At 38.0% G+C, this 25,361-nt stretch carries 18 protein-coding genes, 1 tRNA gene and 1 pseudogene; 12 read left to right on the top strand and 8 right to left on the bottom strand.

Annotated elements, in window-relative coordinates; translation table 11 throughout:
- Positions 1 to 271: 271 nt before the first annotated feature.
- The 4 genes from AC1M9B_RS02120 to AC1M9B_RS02105 are packed head-to-tail and all read right to left on the bottom strand — an operon-like array spanning position 272 to position 10,414.
- The gene (locus tag AC1M9B_RS02120) at positions 272 to 646 is read right to left on the bottom strand and encodes a hypothetical protein (protein WP_481608425.1); all 375 of its coding nucleotides are present in this window, start codon (positions 644 to 646) and stop codon (positions 272 to 274) included.
- A complete protein-coding gene (locus AC1M9B_RS02115) occupies positions 643 to 8,094 on the bottom strand; it encodes a two-partner secretion domain-containing protein (protein ID WP_481608424.1) in 7,452 nt (2,483 codons plus the stop codon). The genes AC1M9B_RS02120 and AC1M9B_RS02115 overlap by 4 nt, the downstream gene beginning before the upstream one ends.
- Before the next feature lie 35 nt (positions 8,095 to 8,129).
- Complete coding sequence (locus AC1M9B_RS02110; protein ID WP_481596953.1) at positions 8,130 to 8,645, bottom strand: toxin-activating lysine-acyltransferase; 516 nt, start codon at positions 8,643 to 8,645, stop codon at positions 8,130 to 8,132.
- 11 nt (positions 8,646 to 8,656) lie between these two features.
- Positions 8,657 to 10,414, bottom strand: coding sequence for a ShlB/FhaC/HecB family hemolysin secretion/activation protein (locus AC1M9B_RS02105; protein WP_481608423.1), 1,758 nt, complete (start codon positions 10,412 to 10,414; stop codon positions 8,657 to 8,659).
- Positions 10,415 to 10,644: 230 nt separating this feature from the next.
- On the opposite strand from AC1M9B_RS02105, the pseudogene AC1M9B_RS02100 reads away from it, so the two are divergent.
- Positions 10,645 to 11,576 (top strand): annotated as a pseudogene (locus tag AC1M9B_RS02100) (IS5 family transposase).
- A gap of 189 nt (positions 11,577 to 11,765) precedes the next feature.
- On the opposite strand, the gene AC1M9B_RS02095 reads toward AC1M9B_RS02100, so the two are convergent.
- Positions 11,766 to 11,842: transfer RNA gene (locus AC1M9B_RS02095), tRNA-Ile, on the bottom strand.
- Between the two features lie 328 nt (positions 11,843 to 12,170).
- On the opposite strand from AC1M9B_RS02095, the gene AC1M9B_RS02090 reads away from it, so the two are divergent.
- Both AC1M9B_RS02090 and AC1M9B_RS02085 read left to right on the top strand, forming a co-directional pair.
- A complete protein-coding gene (locus tag AC1M9B_RS02090) occupies positions 12,171 to 12,737 on the top strand; it encodes a 1-acyl-sn-glycerol-3-phosphate acyltransferase (RefSeq protein WP_481608422.1) in 567 nt (188 codons plus the stop codon).
- Between the two features lie 107 nt (positions 12,738 to 12,844).
- Positions 12,845 to 13,594 carry a YebC/PmpR family DNA-binding transcriptional regulator gene (locus tag AC1M9B_RS02085; RefSeq protein WP_035264495.1) on the top strand — a complete coding sequence of 250 codons (750 nt, stop codon included), beginning with the start codon at positions 12,845 to 12,847 and terminating at the stop codon, positions 13,592 to 13,594.
- Positions 13,595 to 13,671: 77 nt separating this feature from the next.
- Here AC1M9B_RS02085 and AC1M9B_RS02080 read toward each other — a convergent pair whose 3' ends face one another.
- The gene (locus tag AC1M9B_RS02080) at positions 13,672 to 14,142 is read right to left on the bottom strand and encodes an Lrp/AsnC family transcriptional regulator (protein ID WP_035264497.1); all 471 of its coding nucleotides are present in this window, start codon (positions 14,140 to 14,142) and stop codon (positions 13,672 to 13,674) included.
- A 113-nt stretch (positions 14,143 to 14,255) separates the two neighbouring features.
- Entirely contained in the window at positions 14,256 to 15,020 is a 765-nt protein-coding gene (locus AC1M9B_RS02075; RefSeq protein ID WP_481587043.1) for a glutathione S-transferase family protein, read from the bottom strand.
- 373 nt (positions 15,021 to 15,393) lie between these two features.
- Here AC1M9B_RS02075 and AC1M9B_RS02070 point away from each other — a divergent pair, with 373 nt between their 5' ends.
- The 8 genes from AC1M9B_RS02070 (at position 15,394) to ychF (ending at position 23,907) form a co-directional block, all read left to right on the top strand.
- Positions 15,394 to 16,596 carry an SfnB family sulfur acquisition oxidoreductase gene (locus AC1M9B_RS02070; RefSeq protein WP_481608421.1) on the top strand — a complete coding sequence of 401 codons (1,203 nt, stop codon included), beginning with the start codon at positions 15,394 to 15,396 and terminating at the stop codon, positions 16,594 to 16,596.
- A gap of 9 nt (positions 16,597 to 16,605) precedes the next feature.
- A complete protein-coding gene (locus tag AC1M9B_RS02065) occupies positions 16,606 to 17,829 on the top strand; it encodes an SfnB family sulfur acquisition oxidoreductase (protein ID WP_481587041.1) in 1,224 nt (407 codons plus the stop codon).
- Positions 17,829 to 19,259, top strand: a complete 1,431-nt coding sequence (locus AC1M9B_RS02060; protein WP_481608420.1) for an LLM class flavin-dependent oxidoreductase — start codon at positions 17,829 to 17,831, stop codon at positions 19,257 to 19,259. The genes AC1M9B_RS02065 and AC1M9B_RS02060 overlap by 1 nt, the downstream gene beginning before the upstream one ends.
- Positions 19,260 to 19,284: 25 nt before the next feature.
- The gene (locus AC1M9B_RS02055) at positions 19,285 to 20,127 is read left to right on the top strand and encodes a MetQ/NlpA family ABC transporter substrate-binding protein (RefSeq protein ID WP_481608419.1); all 843 of its coding nucleotides are present in this window, start codon (positions 19,285 to 19,287) and stop codon (positions 20,125 to 20,127) included.
- A gap of 9 nt (positions 20,128 to 20,136) precedes the next feature.
- A complete protein-coding gene (locus AC1M9B_RS02050; RefSeq protein WP_481608418.1) occupies positions 20,137 to 20,970 on the top strand; it encodes a MetQ/NlpA family ABC transporter substrate-binding protein in 834 nt (277 codons plus the stop codon).
- A gap of 11 nt (positions 20,971 to 20,981) precedes the next feature.
- Positions 20,982 to 22,052: a methionine ABC transporter ATP-binding protein gene (locus AC1M9B_RS02045; RefSeq protein ID WP_481608417.1), complete on the top strand. Its 1,071-nt coding sequence runs from the start codon at positions 20,982 to 20,984 to the stop codon at positions 22,050 to 22,052.
- Positions 22,033 to 22,692: a methionine ABC transporter permease gene (locus AC1M9B_RS02040; protein WP_481608416.1), complete on the top strand. Its 660-nt coding sequence runs from the start codon at positions 22,033 to 22,035 to the stop codon at positions 22,690 to 22,692. The genes AC1M9B_RS02045 and AC1M9B_RS02040 overlap by 20 nt, the downstream gene beginning before the upstream one ends.
- 123 nt (positions 22,693 to 22,815) lie before the next feature.
- On the top strand, positions 22,816 to 23,907 hold the full coding sequence (gene ychF / locus AC1M9B_RS02035) for a redox-regulated ATPase YchF (RefSeq protein WP_035264512.1): 1,092 nt from the start codon (positions 22,816 to 22,818) through the stop codon (positions 23,905 to 23,907).
- 62 nt (positions 23,908 to 23,969) lie between these two features.
- Here ychF and AC1M9B_RS02030 read toward each other — a convergent pair whose 3' ends face one another.
- Positions 23,970 to 24,524 carry an Mpo1 family 2-hydroxy fatty acid dioxygenase gene (locus tag AC1M9B_RS02030; protein ID WP_481588338.1) on the bottom strand — a complete coding sequence of 185 codons (555 nt, stop codon included), beginning with the start codon at positions 24,522 to 24,524 and terminating at the stop codon, positions 23,970 to 23,972.
- 99 nt (positions 24,525 to 24,623) lie between these two features.
- Here AC1M9B_RS02030 and AC1M9B_RS02025 point away from each other — a divergent pair, with 99 nt between their 5' ends.
- Entirely contained in the window at positions 24,624 to 25,316 is a 693-nt protein-coding gene (locus tag AC1M9B_RS02025; RefSeq protein ID WP_481608415.1) for a Crp/Fnr family transcriptional regulator, read from the top strand.
- The last annotated feature ends 45 nt before the right edge of the window (positions 25,317 to 25,361 follow it).

Genomic DNA, 25,361 nt, shown 5'->3' with positions numbered 1-25,361 from the left:
CCCAGACAGACTTGAACTGTCAACCAACGGATTATGAGTCCGTCAACCTATAATCAAAATATCGATAAGATATAAAAATAAAATTTATATTACCAGATACTTATAATTTCAATAAAATCCATTATTCACTATTTTTGTACATTAATATATATTGATTTTGCTTACTAGTTGCTTACCAGAGGCTTACTAGAATGAAATTAAAAAAACCCGCTATTGATAAAATTGATTGTTCAGACAAAACTAAATCTTGTAAACTTTCAATTTCGCATTATTAATCTTCAAAATAAAGATTAATTCTATCGATGACCCACTTAACTTTTTGATTATTTAAATATGAAAAATCATTTCTAAGCACTTCATCATCAAAACAAACATTATTGGATATAATTTTACCATCATCTAAATACCCTATAATTTCATACATTAAACTATCATCAATTTTAATAATATTTGATTCTTCCTCGGTATTTTCAACAATATACTCATCTAAAACAACTGGCTCTAAATCAACTAAATACTCTGCTCCAAAATTAACATCTTTATTCATATAAGGTACAAAAACCTCCAATTCTTGATCAAATAAACTTATATTTAAAATATGCTCAAGTTGATCATTCACTGGAAGTATTCTTACTAAGTATTTCATTTAATTTCCCTTATCACTTTATCATTTGGGTTACCGTTTATAGTGCGCCAAAAGTCTTTACCTGTTTGTGTATGTATTGTGGTTATTTCACCTTTAGGATTTGTTCCAACTAATGCAAATTTAGCATCACCTCTTGAATTATTTCCTAAAAATTCTACATACCCGATACGTTTTTCACCTCTATAATCATATTCTACCTTTTTTCCATTTTTTATAATATTCTGTCCAAAGTTTAAGTACTCCTCAGCAGAATTAACACCATATTGTTTGAACTCTTTGCCATGTTTAGAGTAATGTGATTGTAATAAGTTTTTATTGCTAAAATTAGTTAAGTATATTTTTTCATTATTTAGATATTTTGTAAAATTAGAGCTCTTATTTGCAAGCTGGCTATTTTCAATATTTTCTAATACTTTCTTAGCCTGTTTCGCATCATCAAATTTTGCTATCACTTTACCTGTAGCTTTACTTATTATTCCAACCCCTTTACCAACAGGAATTAATTCATATATTTCTGTAGGAACTATGATCATTGCTAGTTCTTTCGAATTATTTATAATTCGCTGACCAGTCCATTCACTACACTGTCCAGCAGAAATACCACTTTGTTTACAAAGCTCATTGTATTGTTCAGATTTTTTCTTGGCATAAGCACCAGCAATGGAAGCATTATTCTCCACCGCATTCTGAGCACTTTGACCACTTTGCACACTCGAAACCTCATCACCAATACTTTCACCTACGCCAGATGCAACCAAACCAGTAATCGCACTTACCGTTCCCTTTTCATCTGCGGTTAAATCTTTTGATTCTTTACCATACAGGTATTTAGCTAGTACAGGTGCTGATGCTTCTGCTCCACCCGCAGAAACTCCTGCAAGGAGTGCATCATTGCCACCTGCTGCTGCAACTGCCGCACTCAATACAGTATGCGCTAAAATATGCGCTGCACTTCCTTCACTATTATTGGATTTGAAATATTGCCCAATCTCATAGCTAAGCTTAGGACTCACTGTTGCGGCTGCTATACCTAAGCCACTGCTCGTTGGTACAGACAAGCCTGCTGAAATACTATCAACTAAGATACCTAAGGTTTGAAGTTGTTGCTGTTTCTTGTCGAACTCAGCTTGACTCAGTGTTCCTGCTTCCTTAGCTTTTTTAGCTTCATCTAACTTTTTATTAATTTCAGTACGTACTTCTTGGCGGTTCGCATCAAATTGTTTCGTCACATCAATCTGTAAATTAATTTCACTTTGAACTTGATCTCGATCAAAGTTATTTTGCAATGCGCCACTGTTTTCACGTGCTGTATCAGTTGTGACATGTGTGAGGATTTCTGACTTGATCTGCTCAGCAGAGTTTCCTGTCAGCTCTTCTTGACGAACTGTTTCTCTAATCGTGATATTAGACGTATTAATACCACTTTGCGTCACACTACTGTCTTTATCACTGTCCAAACCAAAACCAATCGACTTGCTTACACCTTGGATTGTGGAAGCATGTTGATCAATTTTTTCAGGCGCTGATATGACAGTACCGGGTTTACCCTGATCAGATTTAGTCGCATTTAATCCAGCACTCAGTGAAATCCCTTTAGCATCATATTCGCTGTTATTTTGAATATCAGATTTAGTGAGAGTCCCAGTATTTAGACTATTATTTTTTAAGTTTTCAGCTTTTTGCGTCGATGTGATCAAAGCACCTTTTAAATCAGTATTAGTCTTCACATTGATTTGGTAACCATCATCTCCAGCAAAGATCCCTGATTGCTCATTGACTGAGGCGTAATTGGCATCAACATTCGACTTACTAAAGCTACCCGATGCATTACCGCCATTGGTACCGACACTGAATTGCCCTGAAATATCTTGCTCTTTGCTCTTATAGGTCGCTTTATCTTGTAAGCTTTCAACATTCAGTTCATTGGCATCAATTTGTACACCTTTGCCTTGTACCTGACCACCAATAATATTGGTTGCATTACCGCTGCTAATTGTCGTTAAACTGTCTTTAGAACCGACATGACTATTGACATAGCTTGTATTAGTGCCATCACCTTTGCCTTTTCCAAGATTCCCTCCTGCTGTCACACCCAAACCTGTTTGGTTACTGATAGTTACACCGGCATTCCAACCTGAACTCTTGTTATTTGATTGTTCAATACTACTTTGTTCAGCGGCTTTGATGTTGACATCGTTATCTGCTACCAAGTGGGTACCTTTCAATCCAACAACATCAGAACCAAGGATATTAATGTTGGAATCTCCCCCTGCACCACTTGCTACAATGTTTGTTGTACCTCCAGCGCCCACTTTACTTTGAGCAGCTGTATTACTTTGTGTATGGCTTGTTTCTACACTCTTTTGTTCGCCATAGGTTAAACTCACCCCAACCTCTACCGATTGGTTCAAAGTAGCAGAGCCAGTAAGAACATCTTTTAATTTGCCTATGGACTGTCCTGCTTTGTAGGTATCGAAGCCTGCATTGGCTGCTGCCATTGCATTAACACGATCATTTTTACTTTGACCCACTTGTTTTGATGAATCTAAAACAGATTCAACTTGTTGCACGATTGGCACATTTACAGCAAGTGTTAAGCCTTTTTGTTCCATTTCACGCTTATAATCATTGGTATTTTGCTCGTTGGCTGCTTCTATATTGACACGTTGTGCCAAGATATTTACATCACCTTCTTGTGCTAATACTGTGCTCCCCGTTTGTTGATAGGTGTTACCAGCGATAATGTTTGTATGACCAGCTAAACTTCCAACTGATGAAGCATTGCTTGTGAATTGTTGATTGTTGTTATCTGTACTTTCTTTTATCTGACCTACAGTAACACCTATACCACCACTGCTAAATAGTCCTGATTTTTTCTTACTATAAAAACTCTCTTCAGTAGACTGAGTAAGTGCCGACTCCACTTTTATGTTATTTTTTGCGCTTAAATTGGTATCTTGATCTGCAATAACATGACTACCTTTTACAGAGATATCTTTTTCAGCATTTAAGTAAATATTCTCACCACCAATGACACTAGCTACAGCTTGTGTTTGTTCAGAGCTGTCCTTGAATATTCGAGTCGTTGTACTCGCAAAGCCTTTACTCTTCGTTTTTAAAGCATCATCAGCAACTTTTGTATATTCACCAGATTCAATATTGATATTTTGTGCTTGAGCAACAACATTCCCTGTTGCACTATTGACTTCAGATGCACGTAAATTAATATCATTTCCTGCATTAAGCTGAATATCGTTATTTGCCTGAATCTGACTACCAATTTCTCCAGACTCACTACGTTTAATATAATTATTTGAATCTTTAATATTTTGTTGTTTCTGACTGACTTGTGTCGTTCCCAAGTTAATATTATTTTTGGCATTAAGTTGTGTAATACCCTCTTCACTGGCATTTGAAATAACACCAGCATTGAGTTGTATATCTTTTCCTGCATTTAATGCAAGTATGCCTTGTCCACCTTTAGCTGTTACATAAACACCAGCTTGACGGTTTAAATGCGTGTTTGAACCCTGATCACTTTCTGTTGTATTGGTTTCAGTGACAATATTGATATTTTCACCAGCATCTAAGAATAACTTTTGCTTAGCATCAATGGTCCCACTTAAATTATTAATATCTTTCTTAGCTTTAGCCGAAAGCTGATCTGCTGTTAATCGTCCACCGAGGTTTTGGATACCATCTGCTTGAATCACTAATGCATTTCGACCTGCTATTGTACCGCTGTTAACAAGACTATTTTCAACATTCAGGGCGGTATTACTGCCTGCTAGTAATGCGCCATTGCCATTAATATCTCCATTCTGCAACCTTACATAGACCTGTGGAGCTAGTACAGTTTCAATACTTCCATCACTCAAAGTGATCTGCTTTTCCACCAACCAAATAATATCACTGGTTAATTTAGCAATTTGTTCTACACTTAAAGCTATCCCGACTTTAAGTTGCATTTCTTGTGCAGTTGTTACGCCATTCAGCATCAATTGCTGAAATTGTTCTTCACTGCTATTGAAACCATCTAAAAAGCGTCGACCAGTTAACTGACTCACTTGTTCAGTCGTGATTTTTTGTTCATAGTAACCATCGCCTAAACGTTTATGCAGATTTTGAGGTTCTAAACTCAATAATTTGAGCATATAATCACTGCCTAGCCATTTTTTATAATTTGTGAAAGCTGGATCAGTTTCTATTAAATATTCAGGATTAGCTGGATTAGTATTAAATAAACTACTACTTGGTAAAGACGTATTTACATCAATTGTGCGAACCGTAATATCATTTTCAAGTGTTGAATTTGTATTAAGTTGGGTATTAGGATTCGTCGTTGATAATCCCTGAACATGTTCTTGATAACTCAATACACCTAAATTTAACTCTGTAATCATTGGTGCAGGTCTATATGCAGAAGTATTTGACCCTGTTACATCCGTGCCTTTTTTATGATCTCTCCAAAAATTTGTTAAAGTTCCCTCATCACGTATAATTGTTTGACCTAATGTTTCATGATTGTCTAAATCACCAACCTTAACATCTAGTAATCCCCCAGCCAGTATTTGACTGTCCGAATTCAATAATACGTCACCCGTAATTTTAATATTTCCTCCAGCGAGGATTTGACCAGGGGCAGAATTTACAACTTGTGTTTGGTCTTTAATTTTTTCGTAATTATAGCGATGCCAATTTTCATGCCATTGACCATCTGGTGTCACAAGATGATCCGACTCATCATTGCCAATCTTCCAACCTAGTTCAGCTTGGCTACCTTCTAGATAGCGTTGATTCTGCCCCTGTGCTTCATATTCAACTATATATTGACGATCAACTTCTTTTATTTGAGTTTGGAAATGCTCATTGGTATTTCTCAACAATCGACTTGAAATCGTTAAGTCGGCACCTGCTTCAATTTTAGCACTGTTATTATTGATACTTTGTGCTTGTCCAACCGCATGTTTGTTTTCATCTAAAGTGCCAGCAATCACCATATTGCCTTCACTTGAGATCAATGCTTTTTCTTTATTGACAATATCTTGCGCTGCCAAATCTAATCGATCTCGTGCTGCAATCACAGCAGCTATTGTTTCATCAACAGTTTCTTCTTGGTTGAGCACTTTATTTGCAGCTACTGCAACATGGTCACCATAAATACGACCTGTGCCCATATTATTTAAAGTACTCGTCAGCTCAACTAATGTTTGACCATTACTGTTAATTTCACCACGGTTGGTTAAGTTTTCACTTTGAATAAGGGTACCGTTATTGGCAATGATTCTACCTGTATCTTTATTATCAATATCACTGGCTTTAAGTTCTAATTTTGATCCTGCTTGTAATTCTGTTGTATTTACCAAATTACCCACAGTCTCAATTTTTAAATTGTTTCCTGCTTCAATTTTATTTTTCGTCGTGAAGCTCTCTTTTAACTTCAGCTTTAAATCATTGCCTGCACTGAGTTGCCCATCAGCTGTAATTGATGTTGCATCAATCGCTACATTTTGATTCGCTAAAATTTTACCTGCTGTATTCTGAACATCATTCGCTTGAATCTCTAAGTCTTGTGATGAAAGAAGCTCACCTTCGTAATTATTTAAGTCACCTGTACGAATACTTAATGTTTTACCCGTAAGGATTTGTCCTTGTGTATTTTTAAGTTGTTCACTCTCAATACTCAGGTGCTGAACAACTTTAATTTTACCTGTAGTGTTATCAACATCTTTTGTTTTAGCTCTGGCATCTTGTGCTGTAATCACACCGTGATTATTCTTAAAATGCTGTCCCTGGACATTCAAAGTATTTAAGTTTAATGTCGCATCACTGTTATCCAAACCTTGATTGAGCGTTAAACTTACCCCACCATTTGCCGTGATTTTCCCTGCATCATTTTCAATGCTGTCTGCCTTAATTTTACCTTGGGCAAAACTCGCTGTAATAGACGAATTGGCTGAACTGGTACTACCGCCGCCTGTCGCAGTGCTTGGGGCTTCTGTTTCTGCACCTGAGCCACCTGTATTTCCACCACCTGTGCCTGTACTAGGGTTTGTTCCTGTGTCTTGATCAATTTCGGTATAACCAATTAAGCCTTTGTTTTTATTGTTAAGTGTTTTTGCATCAATCGCTAAGTCCTGTAAGCCTGTTTGAACAACTTTACCTGAACTGTTCTTCAGATCTTTTGTTTCTAGATCAACACGACCTGCATTGAGTTCGCCTTGGTTTTGAATGGTTTCTTTATTTCGAATATTCAATTCAGCAGAAGTTGCTATCAAACCAGTGTTATTCAGGTTTGTCGTTTGTATGCTTTGCTTACCCAAACTCGAAATACTGCCACTGTTATTTAACTCTGTAGCTTGAATATCTAATGTTGCTTGTTGAGGATCTTCTTTATGTTGTGCAACAACTGAACCACTGTTTTGTAGTTGTCCATCTGCACTAATTTTAATACTGCCAGCAGAAGCAAACACTTGCCCTGCATTATTAATACCCACACCTTTGTCTGTACTAATCAGGCTAATCTTCCCTGCGTACATTCCCCCTAAGCTACCTGTATCTATGGCAAATTTTGGTGTGTTGTTCGTTGTACCGCTGCTTGCATTACCTATACTTTTAATATTACTTTGTGCATCAATGTCATTTTGACCTGTGACTATTTGCAAGTCTTTTGCCCATACACCTGCATTAATTTGTGCTGCATGACTAAGTAAACGCGTGTAGTCTGCTGTACTGCTATCTAATCCTTGTCCTGTAATATTGATTAAACCATCGCGAACTTGAAAGCCTGTAACCGCACCATTATTTAGTAACGGATTACCCGTACTTAACGTAACTGCACCAGCATTGATGAATCCACCACCATCAACATTAATTCCAGATGGGTTGGCAATAATTACATCGGCTTTACGTCCACCCACTTCAATATAGCCATTAAGGTGACTGGCATTGGTTGAGTTAACTTGATTCACAATGACTTTAGCTTCACCGACTGCAAGCCAAGGGTTACCTTGGATATAACCACCCAATTGCGTTTGAGCATTTTGACGGCTGTTATTGAGGATCACCCCATTTTTATTCACATCAAATTGTTCGTAGTGATTCATTGAAACACCAGCTTGGCTTGGCGTTTGAATATTCACCTGGGTTGTACCATTAGCGCTGTTAATAATCGTCGGTCTTTGATTCCCTGCTGCATTTGGGTCTGCAATCACATTGGCTTCTGCTAAATCTGTGGTCATACCAATGCTTGCAACGCCCGTCAAAAGCATGATGGAAAATGATAGAACTTTTAAGCCTAAACTTTTTTCAGCTGTAGATTCTGTGTCTAGCTCTAAATGTGTGATGTTTGAATTACTTGTTTGTCCTTCTGCAGACACATTTTCTGCAACAACGACCATTTCACCACGTGTTTTACTGAAAATCGTTTTATAAAAGTTCTTATTCATTTTTCAATTACCTATTCTTTAATCTTTTAAATAAATTATTCAGCAAGTGCGTATTTGTTTTGCCAATCGTTAAAATCTTGCTCACTCATTAAATCGCCTTTGAATGTCATAACTCTTAAACCTGTCTCTCTACCTCTGTGATAAAGCGATCTCATACCATTTTTAGGAAACAGTTGTTGTGCGACTAGATTCTTCATTGTTTTACTACGGCCAAATGGACTAAACCAATCTATAATCCATAAACGATCACCACTGTTACTTTCATTGATTGACAACGGTAGACCTTGGCTTTGTATATATTTTTTTTCAGTTTCATTATTTAAAAATGCCCAACTGACATAGCCAATGACTCGACCATTTTCAACACACACAACAAATTGCTTATTCTGTATATAAGGCACAACTCTCGTCATTAAGTAACTTAAGGGTGCATCCTTTAAGCTGGGCACGTATTGCCATAACCACATCAATGAACCCAATACTTCAGCTTCACTCCAATGCTCATGAGGGTAATGTGATGGTGCAATTAAACTAATATTTCCAATTTTCATAATGGCCTCAACTAGAATGAGTAATTCACACTAAAACCATAGTTCATGTCATAATTTTGAAAGTACTCAGGCTTCTTAATCGGCTTACCTGCAAATACGTCATAATAGAAATTCCCACCGACTTTGAACTGTCCTCTGAAACCCATTGCACCACCAATTAAGGTTTTACCCAGTAGCAATTCTGCTGACTGTCCATCGACATGCCCTGCATCTAATGCAATATAAAATTGGTGTGCTGGGAAAATTGACATCGCTAAATCATTACGCCAGTAATAACCACGGTCAGCAGCTAAAGTCATGTTCCCGTCAAAACCACGTACTGTATAACGCCCACCAATTGACATACGATCTTGCATGGTTAATGGTGTATCGTTGTACTGTGCTCTGATTGAACTGGAGTAGTTATAGTTTTGTTTTTCAAATTGAAATGGGACATTTAGATTGGCATCTAATGTCCAAATTTTCATGCGTGAAGAACCTTCATCAAAGGCTTCTTCCGGGGCACGTAAAGCACTAAAAGCACCTGTCCCGCGTTTATACCCAAGACTCAAATCAAGTACCGATGATTTTATATATTCTCGATGATCTATATTGAATTGCCAGCCTGAAACATCACGTCTTTGAATGCTCACCTCTGCATCATCAATGAAGCTTTTTGATTCTCGATGCCAACCTTTAAAGCTTGCTGAAGTTTTTCTTTTCGCATCGCGATATAACAATCGTGTTACACCTAGATCTTGTGTTTTACTTTCACCATTGTAGTTATAGACGTTATTCGCTCCGGCAACGGCTTGGTCGTAGTTGTATTGGCTTGCATTAGCACTAATGAGCCAGTTTTTATACGGTACTGAGTAATGCAGTGCATAGTTATTAGTACCACTTTCTACAGTCGTACCATGCTGATCTGTGATTTTTTGTTGATCCGCTAAGTTGCGACCAACTGTGATATAAAATAAATCACTTCGGAATAAAGGGTTATCTAACGAGACTGTTATATTACCTTGATATTTACCTGTTTGGCGACTTCCTGCATCATCCGCACTTAGAGTCACACGGATTGGAATTTTTCTTTGTTTCCATTTGACGATGACATCACTCTGATTCGGTGCATCAGCAGGGACAATTTGAATATCAGCCTCTGTAGTAGGCACACGTTTTAAATTTTCTAAGCCTTGTTCTAAATCTCGTAGATTCAGCACATCACCATTTTTAATTGGGAATATGTTTTTCGCATATTGAATTCGGCCGGCGCGGGTATTATCTTCATCACTTAAATCGAGTTTGATTTCTCGAACCAAACCAGGAATAACAGTCAGTTCTAACGTACCCGTACTTAAGTTTTGCGGGGCTACCAAAATACGTGTTGTGGTATAGCCACGACCAATAATGATGTTTTGTGTTTTAGTCATGAGCAAATTAACAGCTTGCTCACCTATACACATGCCAGACTTAAATTCGAGTTCTTTTAAAGCTTGTGTTAAGTATTTACTAAACTTATCACTCATTTCACCATTTAGTTTTACTTCATTAATATCAAAACATTTTTCTTCTTTTATTTCGTGAAGTTTCAAGCTTTCTTTTTGGTGTACAGCATCTAAATTTACATCTGCCGAAGGTTGTATGATTTTTTCTAATTCTGCTTGGCGTTCTTGATTTCGTATAAGTCCATCAATCGCAGGGTCAAAATTTTGTGCATGTGCAGATGAAATAAATATCCCTCCACCAATACTTAGAAGTATCCCCTTGAACAATAATTTTTCTGTAAACATGTTGTCACTTTGTATTAAATTTGCGATAAATCTAACAATTAAAAGTTTATTTTACAACATCTGTAAACCCTTTGTTTAATAGATATTTATAATCAAATGATTCTTATAATAATTTTAAAGCTTTAATTGATTTTTATTCGTAATAGCATCATTTTAAAATATTCTTAGCTTAGAGGGGCTTTATTGCAGAAAGCTATTCTTAAGGGCTTCTTCAGCCATATAATTTTCAAATGAAGAAGCCTACACACAAAATCTACCGCACAACCAATTGGCCCGCATATAACCGAGCACTCATTAATCGCGGAAATATTGCCATTTGGTTTGATCCTACTACGCAATGGTATGCTCTATCAAAAGGCAAACAAGGACGAAATCAAACCTACTCCGACGCAGCCATCCAATTCAGCTTAATGATTAAATCCTTATTCCATCTGTCTTTACGTTTGGTCACTGGCTTTGTGCAAAGTCTGATTAAACTTTGCGGATTAAATTGGACAGCGCCAGATTACAGTACGCTTTGTAGAAGACAAAAGTATATTGATATTGCAATCAGCTACCAAAAAAGTAGCTATGGGCTGCATCTACTCATGGACTCTACAGGCTTGAAGTTTGTAGGTGAGGGTGAATGGAAACGCAAAAAACATGGACCTGAATATCGTCGCCAATGGCGTAAGCTACATATTGCTATAGATGCTGAAACTCTTCAAATACGAGCTATTCAGCTCACAACCAATAATATCAGTGATTCACAGGTACTTAGTGATTTACAGATCAGATTCCACAAGATGAGCAGATTGACTCTGTTTATACCGATAAAACTTATGACACCAAGCAATGCCGTCAGGCAATTGCAGATCGGCAAGCGCATGCGGTGATTCCACCTAGAAAAAATGCGAAACCATGGAAAGATACAAAGAGCAGCTCGCTAGAGCGAAATGAATTACTTCAAACAGTTAACCGTTTAGGTAGGACACTATGGAAAAAATGGTCAGGCTATCATCGCCGAAGTTTGGTTGAGACTAAAATGCAATGCATCAAATTATTAGGAGATAAACTAAGTGCAAGGAGCTTTGATAGCCAAGTCAATGAGGTTCATGCACGTGTAGTGGTCCTCAACAGATTTACGGAATTAGGTCGACCACTTACCCAAGTTACGCCTTAAATTTGGCTCAATTAGGGGCACTTTGCCTTTCAAATCTTTGTGCAACAAAGCCATTTAGGATACAAACAAGGATACACAGAGCGTGTTCCCATATGAAGTTATATGACGTTAAACAAAGCAATAAAAAACCCTTAACTCTTTTAGAATTAAGGGTTTGGATTTCATATGAATGCATATGATTATAAAATTTGGTGGGCCCACACAGACTTGAACTGTGGACCAACGGATTATGAGTCCGCTGCTCTAACCAACTGAGCTATAGGCCCTATAAATACTGATTTCTCAAGTATTTGAGAATCAGAATACTAGCCAATATCAAATTCAAAAACAAGGTTTTTCATTTTTTTATCTTCAGCTTGACCAAAATTTATTCATCGCAGTTTACAAATCACGTACGATCTTGATCATGTATAGAATTTCAGTCACAAATATGTGAAAAATTATGAATTTTTGGTAAGCGTCGAGGATGTAAAGTTTGCAGATAAAATCTAAATTTAGTAGTCAATTTTTCTATAATTTATTACTAAAGGGATTGAATTTTTTAAAATGAAGTAAGAAACTCTGCCATATAAAATTCAAATATCTCTGTGAATCATGAAAAAACACATTGCCGAAATGGCATTTAAACTTGCTGGTGTCAAATATCATGTTGAACCGAATGTTCTTGGTGATAAACAAGTCATTATCGGTTTTGAACATACCACGATGATGGATGCTGTACTCTCAATCGCACTGTTTCAAATCCATGATATCCCGATTCACACACTAATTAAAAAAGAACTATTCAAAGGACCTTTTAAGCCAATTCTAGAAGGGGTTGGTGGTATTCCAGTTGACCGTCACTCAAATAAAGATATCGTGGCGCAAATGGTTGAACTCTTCAACTCCAATGACAAATTTAATCTCGTGATTGCGCCTGAAGCGACTCGTGCGAAAAATGGTGAACAACGTAAACCGATCCGCACCGGTTTTTGGCATATCGCAAAAGCCGCAAACGTCCCTATCGTTTTCTTGTTTGTAAACCAAAAAACCAAACAAGGCGGAATTTTTGGCAAAATCATGCCATCAGAGTTGGATCATGATTTGAAATTGATTCAGGAACTTTATAAGGAACATACAGGTTTAGACATTATTATTCCTGGACCGAAGAATAAAGCCTGATCTTGATCAATTGCTAAAATAAGGGTCTTTATTAAAAAAAAGCCCTTATGGTAGAATTTCGCAGATTTGATTAGGCATAAGGCCAATCTACAAGGAGCATATTTCGCATGGCGGGTCATTCCAAGTGGGCCAATATTAAGCATCGTAAAGCTAAACAAGATGCTAGTCGTGGTAAAGTTTTCACAAAATATATTCGTGAAATTGTTACAGCTGCAAAACTCGGTGGTCCAGATGCAGCAAGCAACCCACGTCTTCGTGCAGTTGTTGAAAAAGCATTGTCCGTTAACATGACTCGTGATGTCATCAACCGTGCCATTCAGCGTGGTGCTGGTGGTGAAGACAATGATGATTTAAAAGAAGTCACATACGAAGGTTATGGTGTTGGTGGTGTAGCCGTTATTGTTGAGACAATGACTGATAACTTAAACCGTACCGTACCAGATGTTCGTCACTGCTTCTCTAAAACAGATGGTAACTTAGGTACTAACGGCTCTGTTGCTTTCCTTTTCACAAAACGTGGTGAAATTACTTTTGAAGATGTTTCTTTAGAAGACCAAATTATGGACGTTGCGTTGGAAGCTGGTGCAGAAGACATTGAAGTGACAGAAGATGAAATTCTTGTGATCACCACACCAGAGTCTTTTGGTACAGTGCAAGATGCTTTAGCGGCTGCAGGTTTAAAATCTGACAATGCAGAAGTGGTGATGAACCCTTCAACTAAAGCAGAAATCACAGATATCGATCAAGCGAAAAAAATCATGAAAATGATTGATATGCTTGAAGATTTAGATGATGTACAAAACGTATATACCAACGTTGAGTTCTCTGAAGAGGTTTTAGCGCAATTGGATGCTTAATCCATATTCAGAATTAAAGAAACGCACCTTCTGGTGCGTTTTTTTAATTGAAAGGCGTCTTTTTTTGCAAGCTTGAATTATGCTTTACTCAATAAACCATGACAGTTAAATACATCATATTCTTTAATGACAAAACTTGAATGCAATGCCACAACATGATCAATTTTACCAATGCGCTGTAACAAAATCTGGCTATAATTTTCCATATCACGAGCAACAACTTCTATAATAAAATCAGCAGATTGCCCTGTGACTAAAAAAGCATTGATCACTTCAGGAATACTTTTAAGTTCATCTAAAAATTTTGCAAAAGTATCTGAGTCATGCTTACTCAATGATACTTGTAACAACACATGTAAATTAAACCCCAATTTTTGATAGTTAATATCACGCTTTAAATTTGTCATGATATTGGTTTCGATGAGATGTTTAATACGACGGTGCACTGAACTTACAGACAGGTTAATACGCTCCGAAAGCTCGTTCAGATTCAAATCTTCATGCGTAAGAATTTCTAAAATTTGTTTATCGTAACGATCTAATTCCATCTTCTTCTCAATATTTTCATGGCACAAAATGATTATGCGTTATTTTTTCAAAAATATCGATTCAAATGAAAATAAATTAACTAATTAGACAACATAACAGAAAATATGCTCTGTTATATCCCGCGCCAATCTACCCGCGCATTTCGTTCATTGGCATAAATACGTTTAACATATTGTCCTATCGGCAAATCAAGCAATTGATTTTGATATTCCACAAATTCAGATGAAACTGGCTGATGATATTCTCTTTCCCAAGGTGTACCAGAAATCTCGAGTAGTGGAGCAAGCATTGAACAAACGGCGATATCTGCCAAACCTAAACGATCTCCTACCAAATATCGAGATTGATTGTGAATCAATTGATCATTTAACTGCAAAATAATTTCATGCATGTTTTCTTTAGCAAGTGAAACTTGTTCATCATCGAGTTGATAGCTGGTTGAAACTAAAGTTTTAATAAGTGGCTTACTGATCTTTTGAAATTTTCTCAGATATCCTTTTTCACCAATCATGATTTCTAGCGGCTCATCACTTTCAGATAAAGCTTGAGCAAGCCCCCACCGCCTCACTGATACGCCCAATTGATTGCTCAGGTCATTAATTTCAATTGCTTTTTTTCTTAACTTTAAATCTGATCTGAGCAATGAATGCTCTGGATAGACATCATCCAAATACAGGGCAATTTGGGTTGAATCTGCAATCCACTTTTCTTTATCACGTAATATCGGCAGAGAGTTTTGACCTGTTTTTAATTTTGCGAATGCACGATGTACGCCCGGAATCATATTTTGAGCAACATAATCCAATTCCTTATGATCAAGTAACCAGCGAGCTTTTTCACAAAAGTGAGATAAAGGAAACTGGTAAAGGATGCGCATAAAATCTCCGAAGTCTTGATCAATCATAGGATTTATTGTTTTGCTTACTTTATGCAACCCTATGCCAAAACACAATGTGATAATGCATCAATTGCAACTTAAATTGTTATTTTTGGAAATATGAATCCGTTAAATTATAAATGTTTAGCAAATCTTTATCTTTTTTATTGCAAAGTCTAAATGAATTCAACGTGTTTAAAGCACTGAAATTTATTAAAATTCATTATTAATCAAAATTTTAAGTTTTCTAATATTTTTCAATCGATATCTATATTTGTCTTAAGCATTTTTTTTGAATAGTTCAACGAAAACCAGCATTTAAAAAAAATATTCTATGGGCGTAGCGTATATCTCCTCAAAGAGGAATTGATCTATGTCTCGTTTAATTACTGAAAATGTTCATGTTATTGAAAATGATCAAGATGCCATTCATGCAGCCTATCATGTTGCTGATTATGCGCTCGAAGGTCGCAATCAGCGTGACCAACAACGAGCTTTACCATTTGCAGAAATTGAATTATTCAGCCAAAAAGGTTTAGGAGGCTTACGCATCCCCCACGTATATGGCGGTGCTGAAGTATCTCATCGTACCCTTGCCCAAGTATTTCGTATTCTAAATAAAGCGGATTCAAGTTTAGGGCAAATTCCACAAAATCAAATTGCATTGCTCAATATGATCAACATCATGGGAAGCGATGAACAAAAGCAATTTATTTTCAACGAAATTTTAAAAGGTAAGCGTCTTGCCAATGGGGGGCCAGAACGACATACCAAAGATACCAAGACTTTAGACACACACCTTGTTTTGGAGGATGGGAAATATCGAGTTTCAGGAAAAAAATTCTATTCTACAGGCAGTTCATTTGCACATTGGTTAGCCATCAAAGCCATACACCCTGAAGGTCACGTGGTTTTAATTTTAGTGAACCGTGAATCCACTGGTATCGAAGTCATCAATGACTGGGATGGATTTGGTCAACGTACCACTTCAAGTGGCACAGTGATTTTAGACCATGTTGAAGTTGATCCATTACTGATTTTTGATGAAAGAAAATTATTGGACGTCCCTAATTTTAGAGGCGCGTTTTCACAGCTGATGCAAGTGGCTATCGATGTTGGTATTGCTGAAGCAGCATTTGAGGACATGTTGTTTGCGATCCGTAAAGCACGCCCAATTGTGGATGCACAAGTTGAGCGTGCCAGTGATGAGTATTTCACCTTACAAGAAGTTGGCAAAGCTAATGTTTTGTTAGATGCCGCCATTCTTTTGCTTGATGAAGCAGCTGATTATTTAGATTCACTCAATGTAGTTGAACAACTCTCTGATGAACAGATTGCTGAAGCTTCGATCAAAGTTGCTGAAGCTAAAGTCTATGCCAATGATGCTGCACTGCATATCTCAGAAAAGTTGATTGAGCTCGGGGGAAGTCGCGCCAGCCTCAATGTCCATAATTTTGATCAACACTGGCGAAATGCACGTGTACATACCCTTCATGATCCTATTCGCTGGAAACTTCACGCGCTGGGTTCGTATTACTTAAACCATACTTTTCCTGCACGTCATGCCTGGATTTAAGGAGTCATCATGTCATCTTTACAAGCTTTAGAGATCCAAGAATCAGGCAGTTATAGACCAGCGCATATTATTCGCTCTGATGAAGAAGCATTAAAAGTCGCACACGAACTTGCAGAAAAGTTTAAGTACCGTGCATCTGAACGAGATTTAAATCGTGAGCTTCCTCATGAAGAAATCGAAGCGTACAGTCAATCTGGCTTATGGGCCATTACAGTACCTCAACAATATGGCGGTGCCGATGTTTCTATTCATACACTGACAAAAATTATCGCATTAATGAGTGGTGTTGATGGCTCTATCGGACAAATTCCACAAAATCATTTCTATGCACTTGAAATTTTGAGGAATACTGGGTCTGAGGCTCAAAAAAGACGTTTATTTACTGAAGTTTTACAAGGTGCTCGCTTTGGAAATGCCTTGGCTGAGTTTAAAACTAAAAATGCAGCACAACGCCATACCTCTTTAAGACAAGTCGAAAATGGTTATGTCCTCAATGGAGAAAAATTTTATTGCACTGGCAGTCTATTCGCTCACCGTATTCCAACCCTTGCTAGTGATGAACAAGAGCGCCAGTTTCTAGTCTTTGTTCCATATGATAGCGAAGGCTTAAGCCTATTAGATGACTGGAGTGGATTTGGTCAACGTACCACAGGCAGTGGGACGGTTAAATTTGAAAATGTACAGATTGACCCAGAGGATATAGTCCCTTTTGATTTGGCTTATTCAACTGCCACCATTTCAGGTCCATTTGCACAAATTATTCATGCCTCAATTGAAACAGGCATTGCTCGAGCTGCTTTTGAAGAAACATTAATACGCGTTCGTCAAGCACGCCCTTGGATAGATGCAAAAGTTGAACATGCCACTCAAGACCCTTTGACACTATACGAAATTGGTCGAATTGCAACAGACGTCAAGGCCACCGAGTTACTACTAAAACAAGCAGCGCAAGCGGTTCAAGATGCCAAAGTCTCCCCTTCAGAACATTCAGTTGCACATGCTTCTATTCAAGTGGCTAAAGCACGTGCACACAGTACCGAGACTGCACTAAAAGTCTCGTCAAAACTGATTGAACTGGCTGGTAGTCGTGGAAGTCAACGACAAGATAATCTTGACCGATACTGGAGAAACGCACGTGTTCATACCTTGCATGATCCAGCGCGTTGGAAATATTTCTTCATAGCCAATTATGTTTTAAATGGCGTATTCCCCCCAAGACGAGGTACGCTGTAATGACAAAAATTCAATCGAAACCTCAAAAACAGATCCTGTTCAATGCATTTGATATGAATTGTGTAGGTCATATCAACCATGGGCTTTGGACACACCCACGTGATCAATCCTACCGATTTAATGAATTAAGTTATTGGACAGAACTTGCTCAAACTTTAGAGGAAGGTCTTTTCGATGGATTATTCATTGCCGATATTACTGGCGTTTACGATGTCTATCAAAATGGCATTGATCTAACCTTGAAAGAATCAATTCAACTGCCGAGCCATGATCCAAGCACGCTGGTGTCTGCAATGGCAGCCGTCACACAGCATTTGGGTTTCGGTATTACAGTGAACTTAAGTTATGAATCTCCTTATCAATTTGCTCGTCGCTTCGCGAGTCTGGATCATCTGACCCAAGGACGTTTGGGATGGAATATCGTCACTGGCTATTTGGATAGCGCAGCGCGATTGGTCGGTCAGCAAGGACTGAAAGATCATGATTTACGTTATGAACAAGCTGAAGAATTTTTAGAACTCTGCTACAAATTTTGGGAAGGCTCTTGGGAAAATGATGCTGTCATCCAAGATAAGCTCAATCGCATTTTTACCGATCCGACTAAAGTACATACGATCCACCATCAAGGACAGTTCTATAACAGTCACGGCGTCTTCCAAGTCTCGCCTTCAGTGCAACGTACACCTGTGCTATATCAAGCAGGAGCATCACCTAAAGGACTACAGTTTGCCACTCGGCATGCAGAAGCCATGTTTATTGGTGGAGATACTGCTGAAAAAATTGCGCCGCAAACACAAAAGATTCGCCAATTAGCCCATTCACAAGGTCGTGATGGTACAGCAATTAAATTATTTGCGGGTATCACTGTCGTTACTGCTGAAACAGATCAACAAGCGCAAGAAAAACTGCAGGACTATATTCAATATGCAAGTCCTGAAGCAGGGATTGCGCATTTTTCAAGCTCAATCGGAACAGACTTAGGTCATCTAAAAGATGAGGATGCTATTCCATATAAAAAAACCAACAGCATCGTTTCTGTAAATGAGCGCTTTAAGGAAAACAAAGTCACTTTGGCAGATTTAAAAGCTCAGCATGTACTCGGTGGACGTTATCCCTTATTTGTTGGCAGTGGAGCAACAGTTGCTCAACAGCTAATCGAATTCATTGATATTTCTGGATTAGATGGTTTTAACCTTGCCCGTACAGTCGCTCCAGAGTCACATCAAGAGTTTATTCGTTATGTCATTCCTGAACTCCAACAACGTGGTCGCTATAAGACCGTCTATGCTGAGGGTAGCTTAAGGCACAAGCTATTCAATGCGGGAGATCATTTACCACTTTCACATCCTGCACATCATTTCCGATGTCCAAGCTCAACACAAGATATACAACAATCAAATTTAAATCCTATACACCAACATTCAGCTTAAGTTTTTAATATTTAGGGGTCTTTCTATGGCACAAGCTCAGTCTTCTCGACTTAAATGGATCGGCGTTGCAATCGCCATTATTGTGATTGCAGCATTTGCATGGTCCTTTTTGAAAAAAAATGATCAACAAGAAATTGTCATTGGTATTAGCCCACCTTTTGCAAAACCACTTCAAGCCGCAATTGAAGAAGCAAAAGCTCAAGGCATTCATGTACGTTTGGTAGAATTTTCAGATTGGAATACACCCAACATCACCCTAAATCATGGGGATATTGATGCAAATTATTTTCAGCATCAACCTTTCTTGAATAATGCATTAAAAGAAACCAACTTTAAGCTCAAACCCTTGGGCATCGGCTCAGGAACACATGTCGGTTTATATTCAAAAAAATATAAAGCGATTAGTGAAGTTGAAAATGGCGCTCGAGTTGTACTCCCAAATGATCCTGTGAATCAGGGTCGCGCCCTACTCCTCTTACAACACGCTGGATTAATACAGCTTAAGGATTCCAACAATCATTTATCCAACTTAAAAGATATTCAAACCAATCCAAAAAAATTGAACTTTATTGAAGTCGAAGGTCCGCAAACTGCGCGTGCCGTAGATGATGCAGACCTCGTATTTAGCTATCCAATGTACCTACGCTTAGCACAAACGATTGACCCGAATGATGCCTTAATTTTGGATGAAATTAACAACACGCTTTATGCCATCTTATTTGTTGTTCGCGATGACTTTGAACAAACTCAACCTGAAAAAGCAGCTCAACTGAAAAAATTTATCCAAATTTATCAAACCTCAGACAAAGTTAAACAAGCATTGAATGAGGATATTGGTGAAAAACTATGGTTCAAAGGCTGGAAATAAGGAGCGTTCATGTCTACTTCAACACAATCATCTAAATTCATCAAAATTGCAGTCATCATCGTCACAGTACTGGCGGCCTTAGTGGGATATCGCTATGTCAGTCAAAACTCAAATGATAAAGTGATTAAAATCGGCATTAGCCCACCCTATGCTGAATTACTGCAAAGTGTCGCTGAGGATGTAAAAGCTCAAGGAATCCATCTGGAGTTGATTGAGTTTTCAGACTGGCAAGCACCCAATGTCGCTGTGCAAAATGGTGATATTGACGCTAATTTCTTTCAACAAAGTGTTTTTCTAGCGAATGCAGTGCGTGAAACAGGCTATGACCTTGTGCCTTTTGCGAAAGGTTCAGGCAGTCATGTCGGACTTTATTCAAAGAAATATCAATCCCTACAAGACATACCTGATCAAGCGAAAGTAGTCGTACCGAATGATCCAGTCAATATGGCACGTGGTTTAAATTTGCTGGCTCGTGCAGGTTTAATTCACGTCAAAGATATTAATAATGAACTTACCAGCACCCGAGACATTATCAGTAATCCTAAAAAACTCAAGATTATTGAAGTTGAAGGCCCGCAAACCGCGCATGCTTACAATGAAGCTGACTTAATTATGGGTTTTCCTCATTATTTGAAAATGGCAAAAGTTGCTGATCCTACGTCTGCACTGTTATTAGATCCGATCAATAAAAAATTTGCGATTTTGTTTGTAACGCGTCGGGATTATCAAGATCAGGATGACAAATTAAAAACTGTGGTTGATACCTTCCAAAACTCTGCAAAAGTCCGTCAGATTCTAGACAAAGATTTTGGGCAAGGTTTGTGGTTTGAAGGCTGGAAATAAGGAGAATAATCATGGTGAGTTTTGGTTCACACATTGAATTTGCAGTACCCCATATTACGATTCGTCATTTAAATAAGTATTACGATGTACAAGGAAAACAAGTTCACGCACTCAAAAACATTAATTTGGATATTCCTGAAGGAAAAATTTTCGGCATTATCGGCAAAAGTGGTGCGGGCAAATCCTCATTGATTCGCACCTTAAATGGGTTAGAAACTATTTCTGATGGTAGTATTCATATACATCAACATGATCTAGGGCAACTTAATCACAATGAGTTAATCGTCCTACGCCAGCGTATTGGCATGATTTTTCAGCATTTTAATTTACTATCTGCCAAAACAGTTTGGGAAAATGTCGCGCTTCCATTGAAAATCGCAAAAGTGCCTGCTGCTGAGATTCAAACTCGTGTGGATGAGGTTTTAAATCTAGTCGGTCTGGCTGAAAAGCATCATCACTATCCATCACAATTATCGGGTGGGCAAAAACAACGTGTTGGGATTGCCCGTGCATTGGTCAGTAAACCTGAAATACTATTGTGCGATGAAGCAACATCGGCACTTGATCCAGAAAGCACATCTGTTGTTCTATCTTTACTGAAGGAAATTAATCAAAAATTAGGACTCACCATCGTTCTCATTACACATGAAATGCAGGTAATTCGTGAAATTTGCGATCAAGTGGTGGTTATTGATCAAGGTGAAATCGTTGAATCAGGGCAAGTTTGGTCAGTCTTCTCTCGTCCCCAGCAAAAAATCACGCAAGAACTCCTCAATTTGGAACAGCTTGATTTGCCATTCCAGTTACATCAAGAGCGAGCTACACATTTAACGCATACCATTTTGAAAATCAGCTATGCAACTGATTTGAAAAATCCTCCCAACTTAAATGATGTACTTTCTAAAATTACACTGCCTGTGCATTTATATCAAAGCCATGTAGACACTATTCAACATCATCTGGTTGGCTCACTCATCGTAGGTATTCCTCAATTAGATGTTGATGTGCATACGCTCCATCAGCAATTCCCCCATAAAACATCACAAATCGAGGTGCTTGGCTATGCACAACCAGCTCATTGATCTTTTAATTACAGGCACTATTGATACTTTATTAATGGTCGGTATTTCTGCATTTTTAGCACTTCTCATTGGCTTGCCTATGGCCGTGATCCTCGTCAACACCTCAGAAAATGGGATTTATCCATCAAAAAAAATCAATCATGCCTTGGGTTGGGTGGTAAATATTACGCGCTCTATTCCCTTCTTAATTTTAATGGTGGCACTCATTCCCTTCACTCGATTGATTGTGGGGACCAGTTATGGGGTATGGGCTGCGGTTGTACCTTTAACTATTGCAGCTACACCTTTTTTCGCACGTATTGCGGAAGTCAGTCTACGAGAGGTTGATCATGGACTCATAGAAGCCGCAGAAGCCATGGGCTGCAATCGCAAACAAATTATTTGGCATGTGCTTTTACCAGAAGCACTGCCTGGTATTGTTGCAGGTTTTACTGTCACGCTTGTAACCATGATCAATTCCTCTGCGATTGCGGGTGCTATTGGTGCGGGTGGTTTAGGTGACATCGCCTATCGATATGGCTACCAACGCTTCGATATGCAAATTATGTTGGCAGTGATCATTGTATTAGTCGTATTGGTGATGCTGATTCAAGCTTTAGGCGATCAATTGGCACATAGTTTGGACAAACGTAAAATCTAATTCACACCATTGAATTGAGTCTCATCTGTCTTTTCGAGAAACATCAAAGCCATGACCTGACTTTGTCATGGCTTTGATGTAAAATCACCGACAATTTTTAAATAACACTGTGTGAGTCTTTTCATGGGTTTTAATTGCGGTATTGTCGGCTTGCCGAACGTTGGTAAATCTACACTTTTCAATGCATTGACGAAAGCTGCTATTGCTGCAGAAAACTTCCCATTCTGTACCATTGAACCAAACACTGGCATCGTTCCTGTTCCAGATCCACGTTTAGATAAATTAACTGCTATTGTTAAACCTCAACGTGTTATTCCAACCACAATGGAATTTGTAGACATCGCAGGCTTAGTTGCTGGTGCTTCTAAAGGTGAAGGTTTAGGGAACCAATTCTTAGCCAACATTCGTGAAACTGATGCAATTGCACACGTAGTACGTTGTTTTGAAGACGAAAATGTTATTCACGTGAACGGCAAAATTGACCCACTTGATGACATTGCAACTATTAACACTGAGCTTGCTTTAGCAGATTTAGAAACAGTATCAAAAGCGGTTACACGTTTAGCAAAGTCTGCGAAAGGTGGTGATAAAGAAGCTGTTGCAACAAAAGCTGTACTAGAAAAAATTCAGCCATTACTTGATGAAGGTCGCCCTGCTCGCGCAGCTGATCTTGATGACGACGAGCGCAAATTAGTTCGTGGCTTTGGTTTATTAACCCTTAAACCAACAATGTATATTGCTAACGTTGCTGAAGATGGTTTTGAAAACAATCCGCACCTTGATGCTGTTAAAAAATTAGCGGCAGAAGAGAATGCTATTGTAGTTCCGCTTTGCAACCAAATCGAAGCTGAAATCTCTTTGCTTGAAGATGATGAGCGTGCTGAATTTTTAGAAGCGATGGGCATGGAAGAACCAGGTCTTAACGTGGTTATTCGTGCAGGTTATGGCTTACTTGGCCTACAAACTTATTTCACTGCAGGCGTTCAAGAAGTCCGTGCTTGGACTGTAAAAATTGGTGCGACCGCTCCTCAAGCTGCTGGTGTGATTCACACTGATTTTGAGAAAGGCTTTATTCGTGCAGAATGCATTGCCTATGACGATTTTGTTCAATACAACGGCGAAGCTGGCGCTAAAGAAGCTGGAAAATGGCGTCTTGAAGGTAAAACTTATGTCGTTCAAGATGGTGATGTTTTACATTTCCGTTTCAACGTTTAAGTCATTAAAAAAACAGCCGAAAGGCTGTTTTTTTTTTGCAAAGATTATTTAAAAGATTGAGATCATGGATTTTGAGTTGAAGTACTCGAGTGATTTACGTGTTTATGGTCCATGTCATAGCGTAATTGTTTAGCTCGAACCAATACTTTCTCTTCCAGTTTCTTACGTAAACCAATAAGAAATATAAATTCTGCTACCACAAATAAAGGACCTATAGCGAGTCCAACAAGATCATCCACAAAAGCTGGTTTTTTCTTTTCATAATAGTGCCCAATAAATTGAATAATCCATCCCACAATAAAAAATCCAGCACTTACCAATACCCAAGAGGATGTCGCTAAAGCTGCTACTTGTGTGGCTGGTTGATAAATTAAAGCAAATAGCACTGCCATTACCACACCAAAAATGAGATCCAAACTCAAGTAATAAATCACTGATGCGACGATCAATAACATTGCAAGATCAATGGAATATCCAGCAACTGTAAATTGCGCTTTGGCTGCAAAACACAAGATCGAAAATACAATCAAGGGAATTCCAATAAAATGCGAAAATACGTTTTTACGATCTAGGTGATAAGCTGCATATTGTCCAAGCAAGCTCTCTAAACGAGTCATGTTATCATTCCTTTTTCTGACTATTTCCTTCAATATATATAAATGTAAACCAATAAGTTGTCGACTAGACGACAAATAAACAGCATAAAAGGGATAATTTTGCTTTCAAATCAATACGTTTATCTTTTAAAAAATAATTGGTGGTTTAGCCAGTTTGATCATGAACTACAACAGCTGATGCTCGAACATGGACAGCTCATTGAATATGGCAAAGAACAACTGATATTTTCTAAAGCTGATCAATTTGATGGCATTTATGCCGTAATTAATGGTGCTGTTCGTTTAGCACATATTGACGTAGATGGTCGCGAGGCGGTGACAGTTATCGCAGATCCCATTATGTGGTTTGGTGAAATTTCGTTGATTGATCAACAACCCCGCTCTCATCATGCGATTACCAGTAAAAAATCCAAAATCCTCAAAATAAGTCGTGTAGGACTTGATCTAATTTTAGAACAATATCCAAAATTTTGGTTTTATCTGGCCCAATTGGTCAGTCATAAACTCCGTTATGCTTTCATGGAGTTGGTGTCTATTCAAACACAACCCCTTATTCAACGTTTAGCTCAAAGATTAATCTTTATCTTAAATGGATACGGTAATCTCAAAGAGATTGAAAAAAACACCATCAACCTATCTCAAGAACAATTGGCACAAATGTTGGTCTGCTCAAGACAGACCATTAATCAAGAACTACAACATTTAGAAAAAATTGGCGCAATTAAAATTGCATTTAAAAAAATTGAGGTGATTAATCTTAATCAACTTAAAGCTTTAGCCGATCAAACTTAATCGATTAAAGATGATGTGCTTCAGTAAAATCTGGATTAATCATTG

It is taken from the genome of Acinetobacter sp. ANC_7513, from assembly GCF_056779915.1.
Note: the sequence above shows the minus strand (reverse complement) of the source record. Positions and strands in the feature narration are given on the sequence as shown.

Excerpts from the sequence above, each read along its gene's own strand:
- AC1M9B_RS02120 (WP_481608425.1), bottom strand. The coding sequence starts at position 646 with ATGAAATACTTAGTAAGAATACTTCCAGTGAATGATCAACTTGAGCAT.
- AC1M9B_RS02115 (WP_481608424.1), bottom strand. The coding sequence starts at position 8,094 with ATGAATAAGAACTTTTATAAAACGATTTTCAGTAAAACACGTGGTGAA.
- AC1M9B_RS02110 (WP_481596953.1), bottom strand. The coding sequence starts at position 8,645 with ATGAAAATTGGAAATATTAGTTTAATTGCACCATCACATTACCCTCAT.
- AC1M9B_RS02105 (WP_481608423.1), bottom strand. The coding sequence starts at position 10,414 with ATGTTTACAGAAAAATTATTGTTCAAGGGGATACTTCTAAGTATTGGT.
- AC1M9B_RS02090 (WP_481608422.1), top strand. The coding sequence starts at position 12,171 with ATGAAAAAACACATTGCCGAAATGGCATTTAAACTTGCTGGTGTCAAA.
- AC1M9B_RS02085 (WP_035264495.1), top strand. The coding sequence starts at position 12,845 with ATGGCGGGTCATTCCAAGTGGGCCAATATTAAGCATCGTAAAGCTAAA.
- AC1M9B_RS02080 (WP_035264497.1), bottom strand. The coding sequence starts at position 14,142 with ATGGAATTAGATCGTTACGATAAACAAATTTTAGAAATTCTTACGCAT.
- AC1M9B_RS02075 (WP_481587043.1), bottom strand. The coding sequence starts at position 15,020 with ATGCGCATCCTTTACCAGTTTCCTTTATCTCACTTTTGTGAAAAAGCT.
- AC1M9B_RS02070 (WP_481608421.1), top strand. The coding sequence starts at position 15,394 with ATGTCTCGTTTAATTACTGAAAATGTTCATGTTATTGAAAATGATCAA.
- AC1M9B_RS02065 (WP_481587041.1), top strand. The coding sequence starts at position 16,606 with ATGTCATCTTTACAAGCTTTAGAGATCCAAGAATCAGGCAGTTATAGA.
- AC1M9B_RS02060 (WP_481608420.1), top strand. The coding sequence starts at position 17,829 with ATGACAAAAATTCAATCGAAACCTCAAAAACAGATCCTGTTCAATGCA.
- AC1M9B_RS02055 (WP_481608419.1), top strand. The coding sequence starts at position 19,285 with ATGGCACAAGCTCAGTCTTCTCGACTTAAATGGATCGGCGTTGCAATC.
- AC1M9B_RS02050 (WP_481608418.1), top strand. The coding sequence starts at position 20,137 with ATGTCTACTTCAACACAATCATCTAAATTCATCAAAATTGCAGTCATC.
- AC1M9B_RS02045 (WP_481608417.1), top strand. The coding sequence starts at position 20,982 with ATGGTGAGTTTTGGTTCACACATTGAATTTGCAGTACCCCATATTACG.
- AC1M9B_RS02040 (WP_481608416.1), top strand. The coding sequence starts at position 22,033 with ATGCACAACCAGCTCATTGATCTTTTAATTACAGGCACTATTGATACT.
- ychF (WP_035264512.1), top strand. The coding sequence starts at position 22,816 with ATGGGTTTTAATTGCGGTATTGTCGGCTTGCCGAACGTTGGTAAATCT.
- AC1M9B_RS02030 (WP_481588338.1), bottom strand. The coding sequence starts at position 24,524 with ATGACTCGTTTAGAGAGCTTGCTTGGACAATATGCAGCTTATCACCTA.